This window comes from Rhodococcus sp. WWJCD1 (assembly GCF_002258735.1).
Lineage (GTDB): Bacteria > Actinomycetota > Actinomycetes > Mycobacteriales > Mycobacteriaceae > Rhodococcoides.
In genome coordinates this window covers 59,856-74,294 of the sequence record NZ_NOXY01000026.1, presented here as the reverse complement: position 1 = coordinate 74,294, position 14,439 = coordinate 59,856, and the positions used below count along the sequence as shown (strand labels likewise).

The following is a 14,439-nucleotide window of genomic DNA, read 5'->3' as shown; positions in this document are numbered from 1 at the left end:
TTTTTTCGGACCGCTGCGCATGTTATTCCAATGTTGTTGATATGCAGCTCCATTCACGAACGGCACGGCTACGCGAACAGCGCCGGTGCCCGGCTATCATCGAGCCCATCGGCTCCACGAATCACCGAAGCGGTACATCCGCTCGCATCGACGACGGAAGGGTACGCGGTTGATGTCCGTCCACGATGCCGTACACCGGGGCGACGTGCCCCCACCGATCGACCTCGCGGGACACATGCGTGAGCTCGGCCGGGCACTGCTGCCCGCCGTGATCATTGCGGCGCTGGTCGGTGCGGGCGTGTTCTACCTCAGGAGCGAGCTCACCGACAAGCAGTACGCCGCGTCGATCGTCGCCGAGATCGAACCGGTCCAGGCCCTCGTTCCCGGTGACGCGTTCATCGAGCAGATGCGTGCACCGTTCATCGAATTGGCAACCGATCGCGGCGTGCTCGATCAGGTCCTCTCACAGGTGGACGCCGGTATGGACGCGGCGGAACTGGCCTCGAGCGTAGAGCTCTCTCCCGGTACCTCGCCCGCGCTGCTGACCGTGACCGTGACGACCCGATCCCCCGAACTCGCCGCCGATCTTGCCGAGGCGATGGTGTCGACGATGGCAAGTACCGCCTCGGACAATGCGATCCGCGACTCGCAGGAGCGAACAGACGAGGGACAGTCCGCCATCGACGCGAAACAGGCGCAGGTGAACGCTCTCCCCGCCGACGATCCCAATCGGGCTGCATCACTGTCCGAGCTGGCCGAACTACGCACCCGCCAGAGCGAACTCGAGGCCGCTGCGAGTGGAGATCGACTGGTTGTGTTGTCGAACCCCGAGCAGAGCACGACTCCGGTCTCACCGAAGCCGGTCTCGGAGGCACTCGTCGCAGCTCTCGCTGCCCTCATCGTCGCGGCCGAACTGATCGTGTTGCTTCGAGGACGATTCGGCCGCAAGCCCTCTCGCTCGTGGGCGCGGCGCGTGTCCCGCAAGTACGGTGCACACTTCGACCAGACAGCCGGCGACACCATGCCCCCCGTCGTCGCTTCACGGATTGCGGCCCTCGAGCGCGGCGACCGGCCTGCGTCCAGAAGTGCGCGACACGCTGCTCCCAAGGGCGACAGCGTGATTCTCCTGTTGGTCGGGGACGGTGCGGTCTTCGAGTCGACACGGGGTCAGGGTCCGACAACCGGACATCACGAAGCCACAGCGGAATTCGGCCTGTCGGAACAGTGGTGGCAGGACACCGACGTGGGTGATGTCGAGACCGTCGTGGTGCTGGTGTCGAAACGTGGACGAGACAAGAAGGCAGCAACTGCGACGCTACGGCGACTCGGCGACTTCGACATTCCCGTACACCTGGTGTTGCAGAACAAGACCTCGACCCGACGAGCGGAACAGACCGCGCAGACGATCGCGCCGGAAGGCCAACGCAATGCCAGCTGACAGAATTGCCGTCGTTCACGAACGATTCACCGAAATCGCCGGATCCGAGCACGTCATCGAACAACTTGCCCTGCACTGGCCCGCGGCCGAGGTGTTCGCACCCATCTCCCGGCCGTCCGGGGTTCCGTCGGGAATCAGCCGCGAGCCGCACACGTCCGGCCTCGATCGCGTGTACAGCGCTTTGGGCCAACGGTCGTACGCACCTGTTCTTCCGTTGATGCCGTTGGCCTTTCGCCGCATGCCGCTCCGCGGTTTCGATGCAGTGGTGGTGAGCCATCACGCCTTCGCGACTCAGGCCGTGTTCGCCACCGACTCCCCGGTGATCGCCTACGTACACAGCCCCGCACGGTGGGCCTGGGACCCCGAACTGCGCGCAGGCGAAGGCGGCGGCAGAGCCGGAGCGGCGATCTTGACGGCGCTGTCGGCCGTGGCCCGTCGATGCGAGATCGCTGCCGCACCGAAACTGACGACCGTGGTAGCCAACTCGACTGCGGTCGCTCGTAGGATCGAAGACTGGTGGGGCCGCGACGACGCCGTGGTGGTTCATCCGCCGGTGGACACCCAGGGCTTCACTCCTGACCCGTCGATCGAGCGTGAGAACTTCTTCCTGCTCGCCGGTCGACTGGTCCCCTACAAGCGTCCCGACATCGCGGTGCGCGCTGCCGCCGAGGCCGACGTGCCCCTCGTGGTGGCGGGAGACGGCCGTGCGATGGACGCCTGCCGAGAGCTGGCCGGCCCGAAAACGACGTTCCTGGGACGGGTTTCACACGAGAAGCTCCTCGAACTTCATCGAACGACGCGTGCTCTTCTGATGCCCGGAGTAGAAGACTTCGGCATCGTCCCCGTCGAGTCCATGGCAACCGGAACCCCGGTCATCGCGTTGGGTGACGGCGGTGCCATGGACTCCGTGATTCCAGGCAAGACCGGCCTGCATGTGCAGCCGGGCACCGACGAGGCAGTCGTCGCCGGGTTCGCCGACGCCATGCGGTCGTTCACTCCCGAAGACTTCGACCGCAGTGAGATTCGCGCATGGGCCGAGGGCTTCTCGCGGGCCAACTTCCGGAGTCGTATGCAGGAGGTCGTCGATGCCGTCCGCTGAACGTAGTTATCGCTCGACCGCGCTGGATCGCGTATTCGCCGATACCCGAATAGTCACCGCGGTCGGCCCCGTTCGCGGACTCGACATAGAGCGCACGCGTCGAACGCTCACCGCCGCCGAACACGTCGACGCGGCACCGCACATCGCGCTGGAACCACGGTCGGATGCCCGACGGTGGCGGTACCGCAGCGACATCGCCGGCGACAATGTCATGTCGAGCAGCAGCCCCACCGAAGACCTGGGGCAGATGCTGACCGACATTCGATCTCGAAGAGGTACCCGCGGTCCACTCGAAGTGGTCGTGTTCGACGACCATCTCGCTGTCGACTATTCGCACGGAATCGGGGACGGCCAGATCGGCGTCCTGATGTTGGCGGCATTCTGCGACGATGCCGACGGGTCATTGGTTCCGGGACTGGCCGCAGGCTTGCCGCCGAGCACGACATGGAAAGCTCTGTGGCGTCACTACTCTCGAAATCCGAAGACACTGGCGGACTTCTGGGCACTGCGCGCTCGCCATCGGTCGGAGACGAACGGCGGGTCCGGTCCCCGGCGCCGGATCGAGAACTGGGAAGCCGGAAAAGTCAGCCGAGCCGGGTACATGAGCAGAGCCGTAGTCGACGAACTCAAGCACTGGACGGCCGAGAACCTGCCTGGAGCGACCCCTGCGTCGATATCGATTGCCCTGTGGAGCGCTGCACTTCGAGCAGAAGCCGTCGACGTCGACGATCACATCATGGTGTTGTTCAACAGCAGGCGCTATCTCGATCCGGCGCAACAGAGTTCGCACGGGAACTTTGCCGTCGGCATTCCACTTCACCTCCCCGCCAGCACGACTCCCGTCGCCATCGCTACGGCAATGCGCGAGGTGATCGAATCCGGCTGGCCCATCGCAGTACTGGGCATGTCGCATCTCCGCGATGTGGCGTCGCGTATTCGACGTTCGGCGCAGTCGCCTGACGAGAATTCGGTCGTCGAGGTTCCAGAGACGTTGCGGTTGGCCGTCAGTGACCTCGGCCGAGTGCGAGTGTTCGATCACCTCGACTGGACCGATGACGGCAGACCCCCGCAGATGGCCGCATCACTCGAACCGGACGGCCCGGACGGCTGCACGATGCTCATCGCCGAAGTTGCCGGTGGGCGAACCTACACGGCCTCGTTCTGCAGCAAGATGGTCGACGTGTCGGTCATGGATGCAGCGCTGCGGAGAATGTGTGAAGACCCAGTGGCGCTGCTCCGCGATGTGTATTGATCTGCCGGAACGACCTTCGCTGCACAGACGGGCCTACAGATGACCGAAGAATCGACAGTGCTGTTCCTGGCCCACACCGGGCAGGTCTCCGGCGCCGAGAAGGTCCTGCTGGACTTGATCGACGAGGCCGAGCGCCGCGGCCACGACACTGTGATCGCGTGTCCGAACGGCCCACTGGCCGATCGCGTCCCCAGGACGACGCGACACATCCCCATCGGCGAACTCGGTCTGGGTGGCGAACGAGGAGCGGCCAGAGGTATCGCGGCGATACGCATGTTCGCGAGGTGGGTCATCGCATCACGTTCGGTGCGCACAATTGCCCGCGCGCCGGGTACGGCCACTGTCGTCAACTCGCTCTTCGCCCTCCCGGTCGCCGCATTGTCCCGCCCGCCCCGCGGTGCCTCATGGCTGGTCCACGACACCATGACGTCCCTCAAGCAACGTCTGGTAGTTCGCTACGCCCGCTCCGCAATTCGGGTAGCGGTTTCCGTATCGGAAGCCACTGCGGTACCTCTCCGTGCGGCCGGCCTTCCGGTCGTGGTCTCACACAACGGAGTCACGTGGCCGGTACCGCGTTTCGGCGGCGAGCTGCATTCCCCGCCGGTTGTCGGCATACTCGCCCTCCTCACGCCGTGGAAGGGCCATCGAGTACTGCTCGACGCCGTGGCCACCCTCCCCGATATTCGTGTCGAACTGGCAGGGGGGAGCTTCCCCGGTGACCGCGAGTACGTCGCGGAGCTCCACGAGCGAGCATCTCGACCCGACCTCGCGGGCCGTGTCGAGTTCCTCGGACACACCGACGCCCCATCGGCGCTGCGCAGATGGGATGTGGTCGTCTCGGCAAGTACGTCACCGGAGGCCGGTCCGTTGTCGGTGCTCGAAGCAATGTCGTACGGACTTCCGGTGATCGGAACCGACCACGGTGGCACCCACGAGTTCCTCGCCGACGGTGCCGGGATTCTCGTCGCACCCGGTGATGCTGCCGCCCTCGCCGGTGCAATCTCGACCGTCATCGGCGATTCGGATCGACGTCGCGCTCTCGGCAGCGCCGCGAGATACCGAGTCGCAAGCCGCCACGACATCGGTGAGACGCTCCCCGAACTGTTGGCACGCTTGACCAGCTGACCGAAAAGCCGAACGGACAGGATACGAGTGGGGACTCGGCGAAAGTCGATCCCCGCAATCACGGCTGTGTTTCAATCGGTTGCCGATTGGAACGATAGGGGCCGAAATGACTCGCGCTGCGACCAGATCGAACGAGCATTATCAGTGGGGCGTCGGGGTGATGACGTCTCTCGCCATCACCACTGTGGTCAAACGCATCGTCTCGGCGGCTGCTCTGTCCATGGCCCTTGTGGTCACCCTCGAGCTGGCATACGGCTACGGCGCCACCACACCGCTCCCGTCGATCGTGCAATGGACCTCCATGATCGCCGCGTACATCATGGGCGCGTTCTGGTGGTTCGGCCCGTGGCCGACACTCGGGCAGGCGTTCGCCTTCGTCGTCATTGCTGACATCGCGATCTTCGGAGCCACCATCACAGCGAACTTCGCACCCGAGGTCACGCTCGGGAAATGCACGTTCCTCATCCCCATTGGAATGCTGGCCGGCTTCTTCTTCGACAAGTGGCGTTTGGCCGCGCACATCGCACTGTGCTTGGCCGGCACGTCCATCGTTGCGGTGTTCATCGTGATGGAGCGAGACGTGGACATATTCGTCGCGGTTGTTCTGTGGGCACCGATCGTGGTGACGCTGACCGGCTTCGTGGTGATACTCCAGGCCACGACGCAATCCATGCGCCTGGAATTCGAGTAACGACCGGACACTCGATCAGAAAGTCAGTAGGACCTTGCTCGATCGAGACGCGTCCGCAGCCAGCGCGAAGGCGTCGAGCGCCTCCGCAACGGGATACTCCGCTGTGATGACGGCTTCGACGTCGAGCGAGCCGTCCGCCAAAGCCTCGATGACATCGTCCATCTCGTCGTTGAAACGGAAGGAACCGACCAGGTCTATCTCGCGGGTGATCGCCAGCGACACCGGCACCGGCTGATCCCCCGCCGGCGGTAGCCCGACCATGACCACTCGCCCGCCGCGCATGGTGCCGTCGATCGCCGAAGCGAGGCCGCGGTGGTTGCCCGAGCACTCGAACGTGACGTCCGCCTCCACGGAGGCGATCGCTGCGGACTCACGAGCATCGATAGTTCGATGCGCCCCGAGTGCACGTCCCACGTCGAGCGAGAACGCCGTCAGGTCGGCCGCCACGATGTGTGCCGCACCCGCCCGCGCGGCGACCGCCACGACGAGGGCACCGATCGGGCCGGTGCCCACGACGAGGACGGTCTTGCCCGAGACGTCGGCGGCGCGCTCGACGGCGTGCCAAGCGACGCTCGCAGGCTCGGCCAACGCTGCGATCCTCAGATCGAGTCCCTCGGGCAATGCTCTGAGCATCCGTGTCGGGACGGCGACGTGCCCGATGAAGAGTCCGTCGTTGTGCGGTACCTGCGCGGCACTGCCCATGTACCGACACCCGGGCGACAGGTTCGGACGATCCGCCGGATACTTCGCGCCCGTTCCGCCCGGTGTTGCCGGGTGGAACGTCACCGTGGTGCCCTCGACGGGTCCGCTACCGTCCTCGGCACGGCGAACCACCGTTCCCGATGCCTCGTGGCCCAACCTCATCGGCGCTTCAACACCGATTGTCCTGCCGCACCGTGCTGCCAGTCGGCGATGTCGGCAGCAATCGCATCGAGGTCGAAACTGTCGTGCCAAGACAGGTCGACGGGGCCAGCGTGTCTGCACCGATACGGTCCGGATTGCTGAAGGCGCGCGACGCCGTCGACAACGACACACCTGCCTGTTGCGCCACCTGTGTGAGGGTGGGTGCCATGGTTCACCTCGGATGTTGTTTGTGATGCTGAGCACAACGAATGCAGGTATTGCGCAATATTGTCAACACCTTGCGCAAAAGCCTGGAGGTAGCGGCCCGCCCGTCTTTGACAGACTCGACCCGACAGCTCGACCGGCGAACAGGAGATCCACCGTGCGCACCTTTCCCCTCCCCCAGACCGGCGCAAGCGTCTCGAGCATCGTGCTGGGGTTCATGCGCATCACCGATCTGGACGAGAACCAGATCAGAAGGCTGGTGGACACCGCCCTCGACGTGGGCGTCACCGTGTTCGACCACGCCGACATCTACGGCGGCACCCCGCACACGTGCGAGAAGCGATTCGGAGATGCGGTGAAGCTGACTCCGGCCCAGCGCGAGCGCGTCGAGATTCAGAGCAAGGTTGGCATTCGCGAAGGCTGGTTCGATTTCTCCAAGGATCACATCGTCACCACGGTCGAAGAATCCCTCACTGCACTGGGTGTGGATCATCTGGACACGTTGCTGCTGCATCGACCGGACAGCCTCGTCGAACCGGAGGACGTGGCGGCGGCGTTCGACGAGCTGCACGCGTCGGGCAAGGTCTTGACCTTCGGCGTCTCCAATCACACACCCGGACAGATCGAGTTACTGAAGACCGCTGTGGAACAACCGATTCTGTTCGATCAAGTGCAGCTGAGCATCGTTCATTCCCCCCTGATCGCGGCCGGCCTCACCGCCAACATGAGCTCGGAGGATCAATCGATCGATCGCGACAACGGATTGTTGGACTACGCGAGGGCGCGCGGCATCACCTTGCAGGCGTGGTCGCCCTTTCAGAGCGGTAGCGCCTCCGGCGTCTTCGTAGGAGACCGAGTGAACTATCCAGAACTCAACACCGCACTCGATGAGATTGCCGAGTCGCACGGCTCGACCCCGTCGGCGATCGCGACAGCCTGGATCACTCGACATCCCGCGAACATTCAGGTTGTGCTGGGCACCACGAACCCCGATCGAGTGGTCGAGGCCGCCGCAGGTTCGGACCTGCGTTTGACCAGGCAGGAGTGGTACCGACTCTTCGTCGCCGCAGGTCACACCTTGCCCTGAGCGTTGCTCAGCTGCGTCACATCCACCGTTACCATCTCGTTACTCACTCGCTATCGCTCCGTGATGGGGAGGCCTCGATTCGGTGACGTTGCGCTGTCAGGATTGCCGCACGGCATACGACGGAACCTGTAGCCCTCGGGTTCCAGCCAGAGCATGCCGGTCGCTAGGCCATCCGAACTGAGAGGTTCGCACCGTGACTGTCACCGACCACCTCGAATCTCGAATCGCACCCATCGTGCGCAGCCGTCCCGGCTACTCGATCACGACCGAGTCGTACTCGGCAGACCTGACTGTCGTCCGGGCAACCGGCGATCTCGAGCTGAACTCCCGCGCCGATCTGGAACACGCAATCCGGGAGGCCCTGCACAAGGAAACCGTTGTGCTGCTGGACTTGTCGGCGGTGTCGTTCATCTACTCCGGCGCAGCCAGCGTGATCATCGACGCCGCTTCCCGCAGCGCCGGCCGGCTCGAAGTCTTCGCGCCGACGCGGCCGGCGCGCATGATTCTCGAAGCCCTGGGTGCGGCGGCGATCGTGACGGATCCGCGTCGGTACTGACGGCCCAGGTTTGCAGAAGGCCGCATCCGGCAAACCCTCGGTGGACAGCGACTCCGGGGCGGCTGTCGTATCGCCGTCCGGAGCACTTCATGCACCGAGGCGAGGATCGACAATGTCCGACCAGTTCAGCAAGACCGACCCCACTTCCGCATTCCCGATGCCGGAGCGGGCAGAGCAGAATCGCTTGGACCACCCCGGGCTGACGCGCGACATGGTGACCGCCCCCGATCACGGCGAGAACTCCTACCGGGGATCGGACCGTCTGCACGGTCGTAAGGCCCTGGTCACCGGCGGCGATTCGGGAATCGGGCGGGCCGTCGCACTGGCTTTTGCTCGCGAAGGGGCCGATGTCGTCATCGCTCATCTCGAGTCCGAGGGTCCTGACGCTCAGGCCACCGTCGACCTGATCGAGAGTGCAGGCCGAGCAGGCAGGGCGATCGCGTGTGACGTGACCGACGAAGATCAGTGTGTCCAGCTGGTGGACACCGCGTCCGACGTTCTGGGCGGACTCGATATCGTCGTCAACAACGCCGCGTTTCAGATGGCTCAGATGGGCGGCATCGCCGACATCACCACCGAGCAGTTCGATCGCGTACTCAAGACCAATCTGTACGCTCTGTTCTGGATCTCCAAACGCGCTGCAGAAACGATGGACGCAGGCGCGACCATCATCAACACCACCTCGATTCAGGCATCGAATCCATCTCCGGAGCTGATGGATTACGCCACCACCAAAGCGGGAATCGTAGCCTTCACCAAGGGTCTCGCCGGCGACCTGGCAGCGCGTGGTATTCGCGTCAACGCCGTTGCGCCAGGACCAATTTGGACCCCACTGATCCCGGCCACGATGCCGGCCGAGAAGTACGAGAAGTTCGGCGAAACCGTTCCTCTCGGACGACCCGGCCACCCCGCGGAGCTGGCTCCGGCGTACGTGTTCCTGGCATCGAACGAGTCGAGCTACATCACGGGCGAGACCATCGCCGTCACCGGCGGCACGCCCTTCAACTGACCCCGTCGGCGTCCGTGTGGTCGCGCCACGCCAGAAGCACACCGCTACCCTCGGGTCGTCGCCAGGGCAGGAACAGCGCAACAGCGATCGCGCACGTCATGGCGGCCCCGACTGTGACGAACGATGCGAGCTGAAAGCCTTCCAACGAGGCCGCCTTCATCGCGTAGATCAGGTCCGCTTTCTGCGTCGCGAAGATCGGGTTGGTGGGCGCTTTCACGATCTCGATGACGCTGATAACCGTTTCGCGAGCGAACGCTTTTTGGTACGGCTCCATGATCGCGTCGGGTATCGCGTCGATCTTCGGACTCACCTGTGCGGTGTAGATCGACGCGACGATGGATCCGAGGACGGCAACTCCGAGGGTTCCGCCGACCTCCCGGGTGGTGTCGTTCACCGCGGAGCCGGCACCTGCTTCGTCGAGCGACACCGAAGACATGATCGATTCGGTGGCCGGGCCTTGCACGATTGCCAAACCGAGGCCCATCAGCACCATCGACACCACAACCGGTCCCAGATAAGGGGTTTCGACCTTCACCTGGCCGGCGATGAACATCCCGACGCTCATCACCACCAAGCCGAAGACGATCACGGCCGTGGTTCCGATGCGCTGTGCGATCACCGTGGCCATGGGTGCGCCGATCGCGATGGACACCGCGAAGGGCAACGAGTGGATGCCGAACTGCAGCGGCGTCAGCTCCATCACGCCTTGGAAGTACTGGGTGATCATGAAAAGGAACCCGAACATACTGAAATAGGCGACGGCAATCGCCAAGGCCGGCAACGAGAACCGCCTGTTCCGAAACAGATTCAGGTCCAGCACCGGGGATGGTGTCCGGAGCTCCCACCAGACGAACCCGGCAAGAGCGACGGCACCGGCAACATAGGCAACGACACTCGTCGCAGACAACCATCCATTGTGCGGCGCTTCGATGATCGCCCACACCAGCACCGTGATACCGGCCAACGACAGCGCGATGCCCAGCGGGTCGTATTTCCCGACGTGCTCGGCCCGCGATTCCGGGACACACCACACAGCGGCTATCAGAACCGACAGCGCCACAGGAACATTGATCCAGAACACCGAGTGCCACGAGAAGTGCTCGAGCAGAAAACCGCCTGCTGTGGGACCGATAGCGATCGCGAAACCTGCCATCGCGGTCCAGGCGGCGATGGCCAGCGCCCGCTCCTTGGCGTCGGTGAAGATATTGATGATCAGCGCGAGCGTTGCCGGGAACACTGCTGCCGCACACACACCCATCGCCGCCCGAGCTAGGACGACCTGCCCTAGATCCGCGGCAAGAGCGCCGCCGACGGACATGACCGCGATACCGGCCAGCCCGAAAATCATGACCCTCTTTCGGCCATAGCGATCACCGAGGTGACCGAACGCAAGCAACAGTCCGGCAAACGTCAGCGTGTACGCGTCGACCACCCACTGAAGCCCGCTGATATCGGCACGAAGCTGCAACCCCATGGAGGGCAGCGCAACGTTGACGACGGTGTTGTCGAGAACGACGAGCAACTCAGCTGTGCAGATGACGAGCAGCGCCAGGTATCGCCGACTCCGCGGCGGGGCATCTGCTCGGTGACGGGAAGTTGTAGGCAACGACATCAGGATCCCTTCGACTATGACGATCGGCATAGTTCCCGAAGGGAAAGTAACTGTAACTGGGTGTTATAGCAACAGGGCCAACCGCTACCGACTCATGGACGAGGAGGGTTCGACGCGTCCAGTACCGCCCCGAGCAGGGCCAACAGTTCGGTTTCCGTCCGGTCCAGAGCGGTGGTGGATCGCTGCGCCTTGGCCACGATCAGCGCGCCTTCGATGGCGGCGATCGAGAAAGTCGCCAACGTGTAGGACCGCTCGCGGGCCAATCCGCGCTGCCACAGGGACGCCGCGATCACGTCCTCCCAGGACGAGAAGGACTCACCTGCCGCCGCGACAGCGGCCGGCGCATGCAGCCCCTCGAGCGCAGCAGGCGCGACCGGGCACCCTGCAACGTAATCCGTCGCCAGCAGCTCGCTTCGGAATCCGTCGATGATCGCCCGGACGGTTGCCGCCGGACCGGCCGAAGCCAGACCGGCCGAGATCATCGCGCTCATCGCGGCACCCGCGGTTCGCGTTGCCTCCTCCACCAGCTGAGGCTTCCCGCCAGGGAAATGGTGATAGATCGAGCCACGCGGCGCGCCCGCGTGGTCGATGACGTCGGCCAACGAGGTGGCTTCCACTCCACGCCGACGGAACAATTGCGCGGCGCTGCGCAGCATGTCTGCCCGCGCGCTACTCCGATTGGCCATTCGAACCCTTCTCGACCGTTATTGACGTAACGCGAAGTTACATCTAGGGTCGCGTTGTCTATGCTGCTGAGCATAGCCCGCAACGGCTATCCACTGGAATCGGAGCAACGCCATGTCCCCCGACACCGAGGTCATCGACCTGAGCAGCCCTCTCACACTCGCCTGCGGGCAGATCCTGGCGAACCGCGTGATGAAGTCGGCTCTGAGCGAGGGACTGGCGACGGCCGAGCATGCACCCGACTCTCGCCTCGAGACGCTGTACCGCCAATGGGGTGCAGGCGGCTACGGCCTTGTTGTGACCGGCAACGTCATGGTCGACCGATCCCATCTCGGAGAACCGGGCAACGTCGTCATCGAAGACGACCGCGACCGCGACGCACTTGCTCGGTGGGCAAAGGCGACATCCGACGGCGGCGCACCCATCTGGATGCAGCTCAATCACCCGGGCCGGCAGGCCAATCCGATCGTCACCCGCACCAAGCCCGTCGCACCGTCCGCCATTGCCCCCAACATCCCGGGCATTCCGGCACCGCGTGCGTTGAGCAAGAACGAGATTCGCAACATCATCGATCGATTCGCCACGGCAGCAGCTGTGGCCGAGTCAGCCGGCTTCGACGGCGTCCAGATCCATGGCGCACACGGCTACCTGGTGTCTCAGTTCCTGTCGCCACTGTCCAACAAACGCGACGATGAGTGGGGCGGCGACCTCGACGGGCGAATGCGGTTCGTTCTCGAAGTGGTCCGCGCCATCAGGTCAACGGTGTCCCCCAGCTTCGCCGTGGGAATCAAACTGAATTCGGCAGACTTCCAGCGCGGCGGGTTCAGCGAAGAAGAATCGCGGATCACCGTCGAGCATCTGGTCCGAGAATCCATCGATCTGATCGAAATCAGCGGTGGTAGTTACGAATCCCCCGCAATGATGGGTACCTCGAGTACCCGAGAGCGCGAGGCCTACTTCCTGGAATACGCGCGGACGGTACGCGACGCCGCAGGAACGGTGCCACTGGCCGTAACCGGAGGATTCCGCACCCGCTCGGTGATGAGTTCGGCGGTCCAGTCGGGCGAGTGCGACATGGTGGGTCTCGGCCGTCCCACGGCCCTCGACCCGGCCGTCGCGAACTCTCTGGTCGACGGCACGCTGGACCGGGTCGAGTCGCCGCGCGTGGCTCTGCGCGTCCCGTCGAAGTCCAGCGCGTTCAAGCAGATCAACGGCGCTCTCGATCTGCAGTGGCACACCGACCAGTTGCAGCTCATCGGTGCTGGGCGGCAACCGAATTCGAGTCGTCCGGCGTGGAAGACTGCGGCCACGATGATGCAGCGCAACGGCTGGGACGCGTTCCGCAACCGTCGCGGCACGGGCAATCCGACCAGCGCTGCCAGTGCTGCGAAGTTTCGACGCGAGCGCTTGATCGGCAAATACGTCGCGAATCCCATCGTCAACGGATTGACATCCATCGGTGTGACCACCTCGCTGGTGACCGACATCGAGACAGTGGGCCGTAAAACCGGACTCGCCCGGCGCGTGCCGGTGTCGGCGTCGTTCGACGACTCCGGTGCGTGGCTGATATCCCAACACGGAACCAGATCCGGCTGGGGAGCCAACATCACCGACGAGCCGAGGATCCGCATTCGCGTGGGTAGCCGGTGGCGCACCGGAACAGCAACGTTCGTGCCCGACGACGACGTTGCCCTCCGAGCACGATCCTTCTCGAACAATCCGGTACTCGGACTTATCATCGGAGCCGGCTTCCGTGCGTTGCAGACCGACCCCGTTTCGGTGCGAGTCGAGTACGACGTTTGACCAGTTCTTCGCAATTTACTTAGGTTTGGTTTACTTAAGTTATGAAGAGACTCCCCCACTTGTCCGTTGCCCTAGGCGCGGTCCTTGCTGCCGCCCTGATGTCGTCCTGCGGTTCGGACACCGAGCCTGCAGCCACAAACCCGGCGACCCACACGGTCACCACGCAGTTCGGCACCGTGGAGGTACCGGATCGAATCGAGTCGGTCGTCGTGATCGACGGACGACGCGACCTCGACATCGCCCTGGCATTCGATCTGCCCATCGCCGGAATGCCGGTGGAAACCGAAGCTCCGCCCGAAATACCGGGTCCTCTGACCGAGCCCACCAGGATGCTGCTCGCAGACGGTGTTCCCGAACTGTATCCGCGAAACACCGTCGACCTCGAAGCCATCGCACGTGTCGATCCTGACCTGATCATCGGGCGCGACGAGGTGATCGAAGAAATCTACGACCAGCTCAGCCACATAGCGCCAGTACTGCCGGTGGGCTCCACCGGCACCGGAGTCAGCTGGCAGCAGGACGTGACAACGATCGGCGCGGCACTGAATCTGCAGGATGAGGCCCGAACGATAATCGACGAATACACCACTGGCGTAGACCAACTCACGACGCAGTACGCCGATGCGATCGCCGATACCGCCGTCCTACCTGTCAGCACGTCGGAGCAAGGCGGGATCTCGATAGGACGCGACCGGGTGACATCCATTGCACTGGAGGATGTGGGAGCCCGCTTCGGCTCCGCCTGGGCCGCCGCCACCCCGGAGATCGAATACGGACCCGAGAACGTCACCGCCGCATCCGACGCAGTGGCGATGATCGCCGCGATCACGTCGGAGGAGGATCTGCAGGCGATGAACGCCAACCCACTGTGGACCGGATTACCGGCGGTGCGCAGCGACCGGATCGTGCGGACCGACAAGTTCACCAACGACGGTGGTCCCCTCACCGCCATGTGGGCCCTCGGCTTGGTGGAGAAGCTCTACGCCCCGAGTTGATCGTCGCGTGGTCCGACACC

At 64.1% G+C, this 14,439-nt stretch carries 12 protein-coding genes and 2 pseudogenes; 10 read left to right on the top strand and 4 right to left on the bottom strand.

Annotated elements, in window-relative coordinates; genetic code table 11:
- Nucleotides 1–172 precede the first annotated feature (172 nt).
- From CH286_RS18460 to CH286_RS18440, 5 genes are all read left to right on the top strand, one after another.
- Nucleotides 173–1,438 (top strand): hypothetical protein, encoded by a 1,266-nt coding sequence (locus tag CH286_RS18460; RefSeq protein WP_255182707.1) that lies wholly within the window; start codon nucleotides 173–175, stop codon nucleotides 1,436–1,438.
- A complete protein-coding gene (locus tag CH286_RS18455; protein ID WP_032402348.1) occupies nucleotides 1,428–2,537 on the top strand; it encodes a glycosyltransferase in 1,110 nt (369 codons plus the stop codon). Before CH286_RS18460 ends, CH286_RS18455 begins: the two co-directional genes overlap by 11 nt.
- Nucleotides 2,524–3,789 carry a hypothetical protein gene (locus CH286_RS18450; protein WP_255182706.1) on the top strand — a complete coding sequence of 422 codons (1,266 nt, stop codon included), beginning with the start codon at nucleotides 2,524–2,526 and terminating at the stop codon, nucleotides 3,787–3,789. Before CH286_RS18455 ends, CH286_RS18450 begins: the two co-directional genes overlap by 14 nt.
- 39 nt (nucleotides 3,790–3,828) lie before the next feature.
- Nucleotides 3,829–4,914 carry a glycosyltransferase family 4 protein gene (locus CH286_RS18445; RefSeq protein ID WP_037151104.1) on the top strand — a complete coding sequence of 362 codons (1,086 nt, stop codon included), beginning with the start codon at nucleotides 3,829–3,831 and terminating at the stop codon, nucleotides 4,912–4,914.
- 106 nt (nucleotides 4,915–5,020) lie between these two features.
- Nucleotides 5,021–5,605 (top strand): hypothetical protein, encoded by a 585-nt coding sequence (locus CH286_RS18440; protein ID WP_032402346.1) that lies wholly within the window; start codon nucleotides 5,021–5,023, stop codon nucleotides 5,603–5,605.
- 15 nt (nucleotides 5,606–5,620) lie between these two features.
- Here the strand turns inward: CH286_RS18440 and CH286_RS18435 are convergent.
- Nucleotides 5,621–6,525, bottom strand: a pseudogene (locus CH286_RS18435) (zinc-binding dehydrogenase); the annotation flags it as partial.
- Between the two features lie 65 nt (nucleotides 6,526–6,590).
- Nucleotides 6,591–6,677: pseudogene (locus CH286_RS18430) on the bottom strand (LacI family DNA-binding transcriptional regulator); the annotation flags it as partial.
- A gap of 153 nt (nucleotides 6,678–6,830) precedes the next feature.
- Here CH286_RS18430 and CH286_RS18425 point away from each other — a divergent pair.
- The 3 genes from CH286_RS18425 to CH286_RS18415 all read left to right on the top strand — a co-directional run bounded on the left by CH286_RS18425 (nucleotide 6,831) and on the right by CH286_RS18415 (nucleotide 9,325).
- Nucleotides 6,831–7,760, top strand: coding sequence for an aldo/keto reductase (locus CH286_RS18425; protein ID WP_032402345.1), 930 nt, complete (start codon nucleotides 6,831–6,833; stop codon nucleotides 7,758–7,760).
- A gap of 193 nt (nucleotides 7,761–7,953) precedes the next feature.
- Complete coding sequence (locus CH286_RS18420; protein ID WP_032402344.1) at nucleotides 7,954–8,316, top strand: STAS domain-containing protein; 363 nt, start codon at nucleotides 7,954–7,956, stop codon at nucleotides 8,314–8,316.
- 112 nt (nucleotides 8,317–8,428) lie between these two features.
- Nucleotides 8,429–9,325: an SDR family oxidoreductase gene (locus CH286_RS18415; RefSeq protein ID WP_094610051.1), complete on the top strand. Its 897-nt coding sequence runs from the start codon at nucleotides 8,429–8,431 to the stop codon at nucleotides 9,323–9,325.
- Here the strand turns inward: CH286_RS18415 and CH286_RS18410 are convergent.
- Both CH286_RS18410 and CH286_RS18405 read right to left on the bottom strand, forming a co-directional pair.
- Nucleotides 9,318–10,937, bottom strand: a complete 1,620-nt coding sequence (locus CH286_RS18410; protein ID WP_094610112.1) for an MFS transporter — start codon at nucleotides 10,935–10,937, stop codon at nucleotides 9,318–9,320. The two genes, CH286_RS18415 and CH286_RS18410, sit on opposite strands and share 8 nt — an antisense overlap.
- Nucleotides 10,938–11,029: 92 nt before the next feature.
- Nucleotides 11,030–11,623 (bottom strand): TetR/AcrR family transcriptional regulator, encoded by a 594-nt coding sequence (locus tag CH286_RS18405; RefSeq protein WP_230592410.1) that lies wholly within the window; start codon nucleotides 11,621–11,623, stop codon nucleotides 11,030–11,032.
- A gap of 112 nt (nucleotides 11,624–11,735) precedes the next feature.
- Between CH286_RS18405 and CH286_RS18400 the strand changes: the two genes are divergently transcribed.
- Both CH286_RS18400 and CH286_RS18395 read left to right on the top strand, forming a co-directional pair.
- Nucleotides 11,736–13,424 carry a nitroreductase family deazaflavin-dependent oxidoreductase gene (locus CH286_RS18400; protein WP_094610050.1) on the top strand — a complete coding sequence of 563 codons (1,689 nt, stop codon included), beginning with the start codon at nucleotides 11,736–11,738 and terminating at the stop codon, nucleotides 13,422–13,424.
- 41 nt (nucleotides 13,425–13,465) lie between these two features.
- Nucleotides 13,466–14,419 (top strand): ABC transporter substrate-binding protein, encoded by a 954-nt coding sequence (locus CH286_RS18395; RefSeq protein WP_255182705.1) that lies wholly within the window; start codon nucleotides 13,466–13,468, stop codon nucleotides 14,417–14,419.
- Nucleotides 14,420–14,439: the final 20 nt, after the last annotated feature.

What these genes read in the sequence shown, in the direction of transcription:
- CH286_RS18460 (WP_255182707.1), top strand. Translation starts at nt 173, where the DNA reads ATGTCCGTCCACGATGCCGTACACCGGGGCGACGTGCCCCCACCGATC.
- CH286_RS18455 (WP_032402348.1), top strand. Translation starts at nt 1,428, where the DNA reads ATGCCAGCTGACAGAATTGCCGTCGTTCACGAACGATTCACCGAAATC.
- CH286_RS18450 (WP_255182706.1), top strand. Translation starts at nt 2,524, where the DNA reads ATGCCGTCCGCTGAACGTAGTTATCGCTCGACCGCGCTGGATCGCGTA.
- CH286_RS18445 (WP_037151104.1), top strand. Translation starts at nt 3,829, where the DNA reads ATGACCGAAGAATCGACAGTGCTGTTCCTGGCCCACACCGGGCAGGTC.
- CH286_RS18440 (WP_032402346.1), top strand. Translation starts at nt 5,021, where the DNA reads ATGACTCGCGCTGCGACCAGATCGAACGAGCATTATCAGTGGGGCGTC.
- CH286_RS18415 (WP_094610051.1), top strand. Translation starts at nt 8,429, where the DNA reads ATGTCCGACCAGTTCAGCAAGACCGACCCCACTTCCGCATTCCCGATG.
- CH286_RS18410 (WP_094610112.1), bottom strand. Translation starts at nt 10,937, where the DNA reads ATGTCGTTGCCTACAACTTCCCGTCACCGAGCAGATGCCCCGCCGCGG.
- CH286_RS18405 (WP_230592410.1), bottom strand. Translation starts at nt 11,623, where the DNA reads ATGGCCAATCGGAGTAGCGCGCGGGCAGACATGCTGCGCAGCGCCGCG.
- CH286_RS18400 (WP_094610050.1), top strand. Translation starts at nt 11,736, where the DNA reads ATGTCCCCCGACACCGAGGTCATCGACCTGAGCAGCCCTCTCACACTC.
- CH286_RS18395 (WP_255182705.1), top strand. Translation starts at nt 13,466, where the DNA reads ATGAAGAGACTCCCCCACTTGTCCGTTGCCCTAGGCGCGGTCCTTGCT.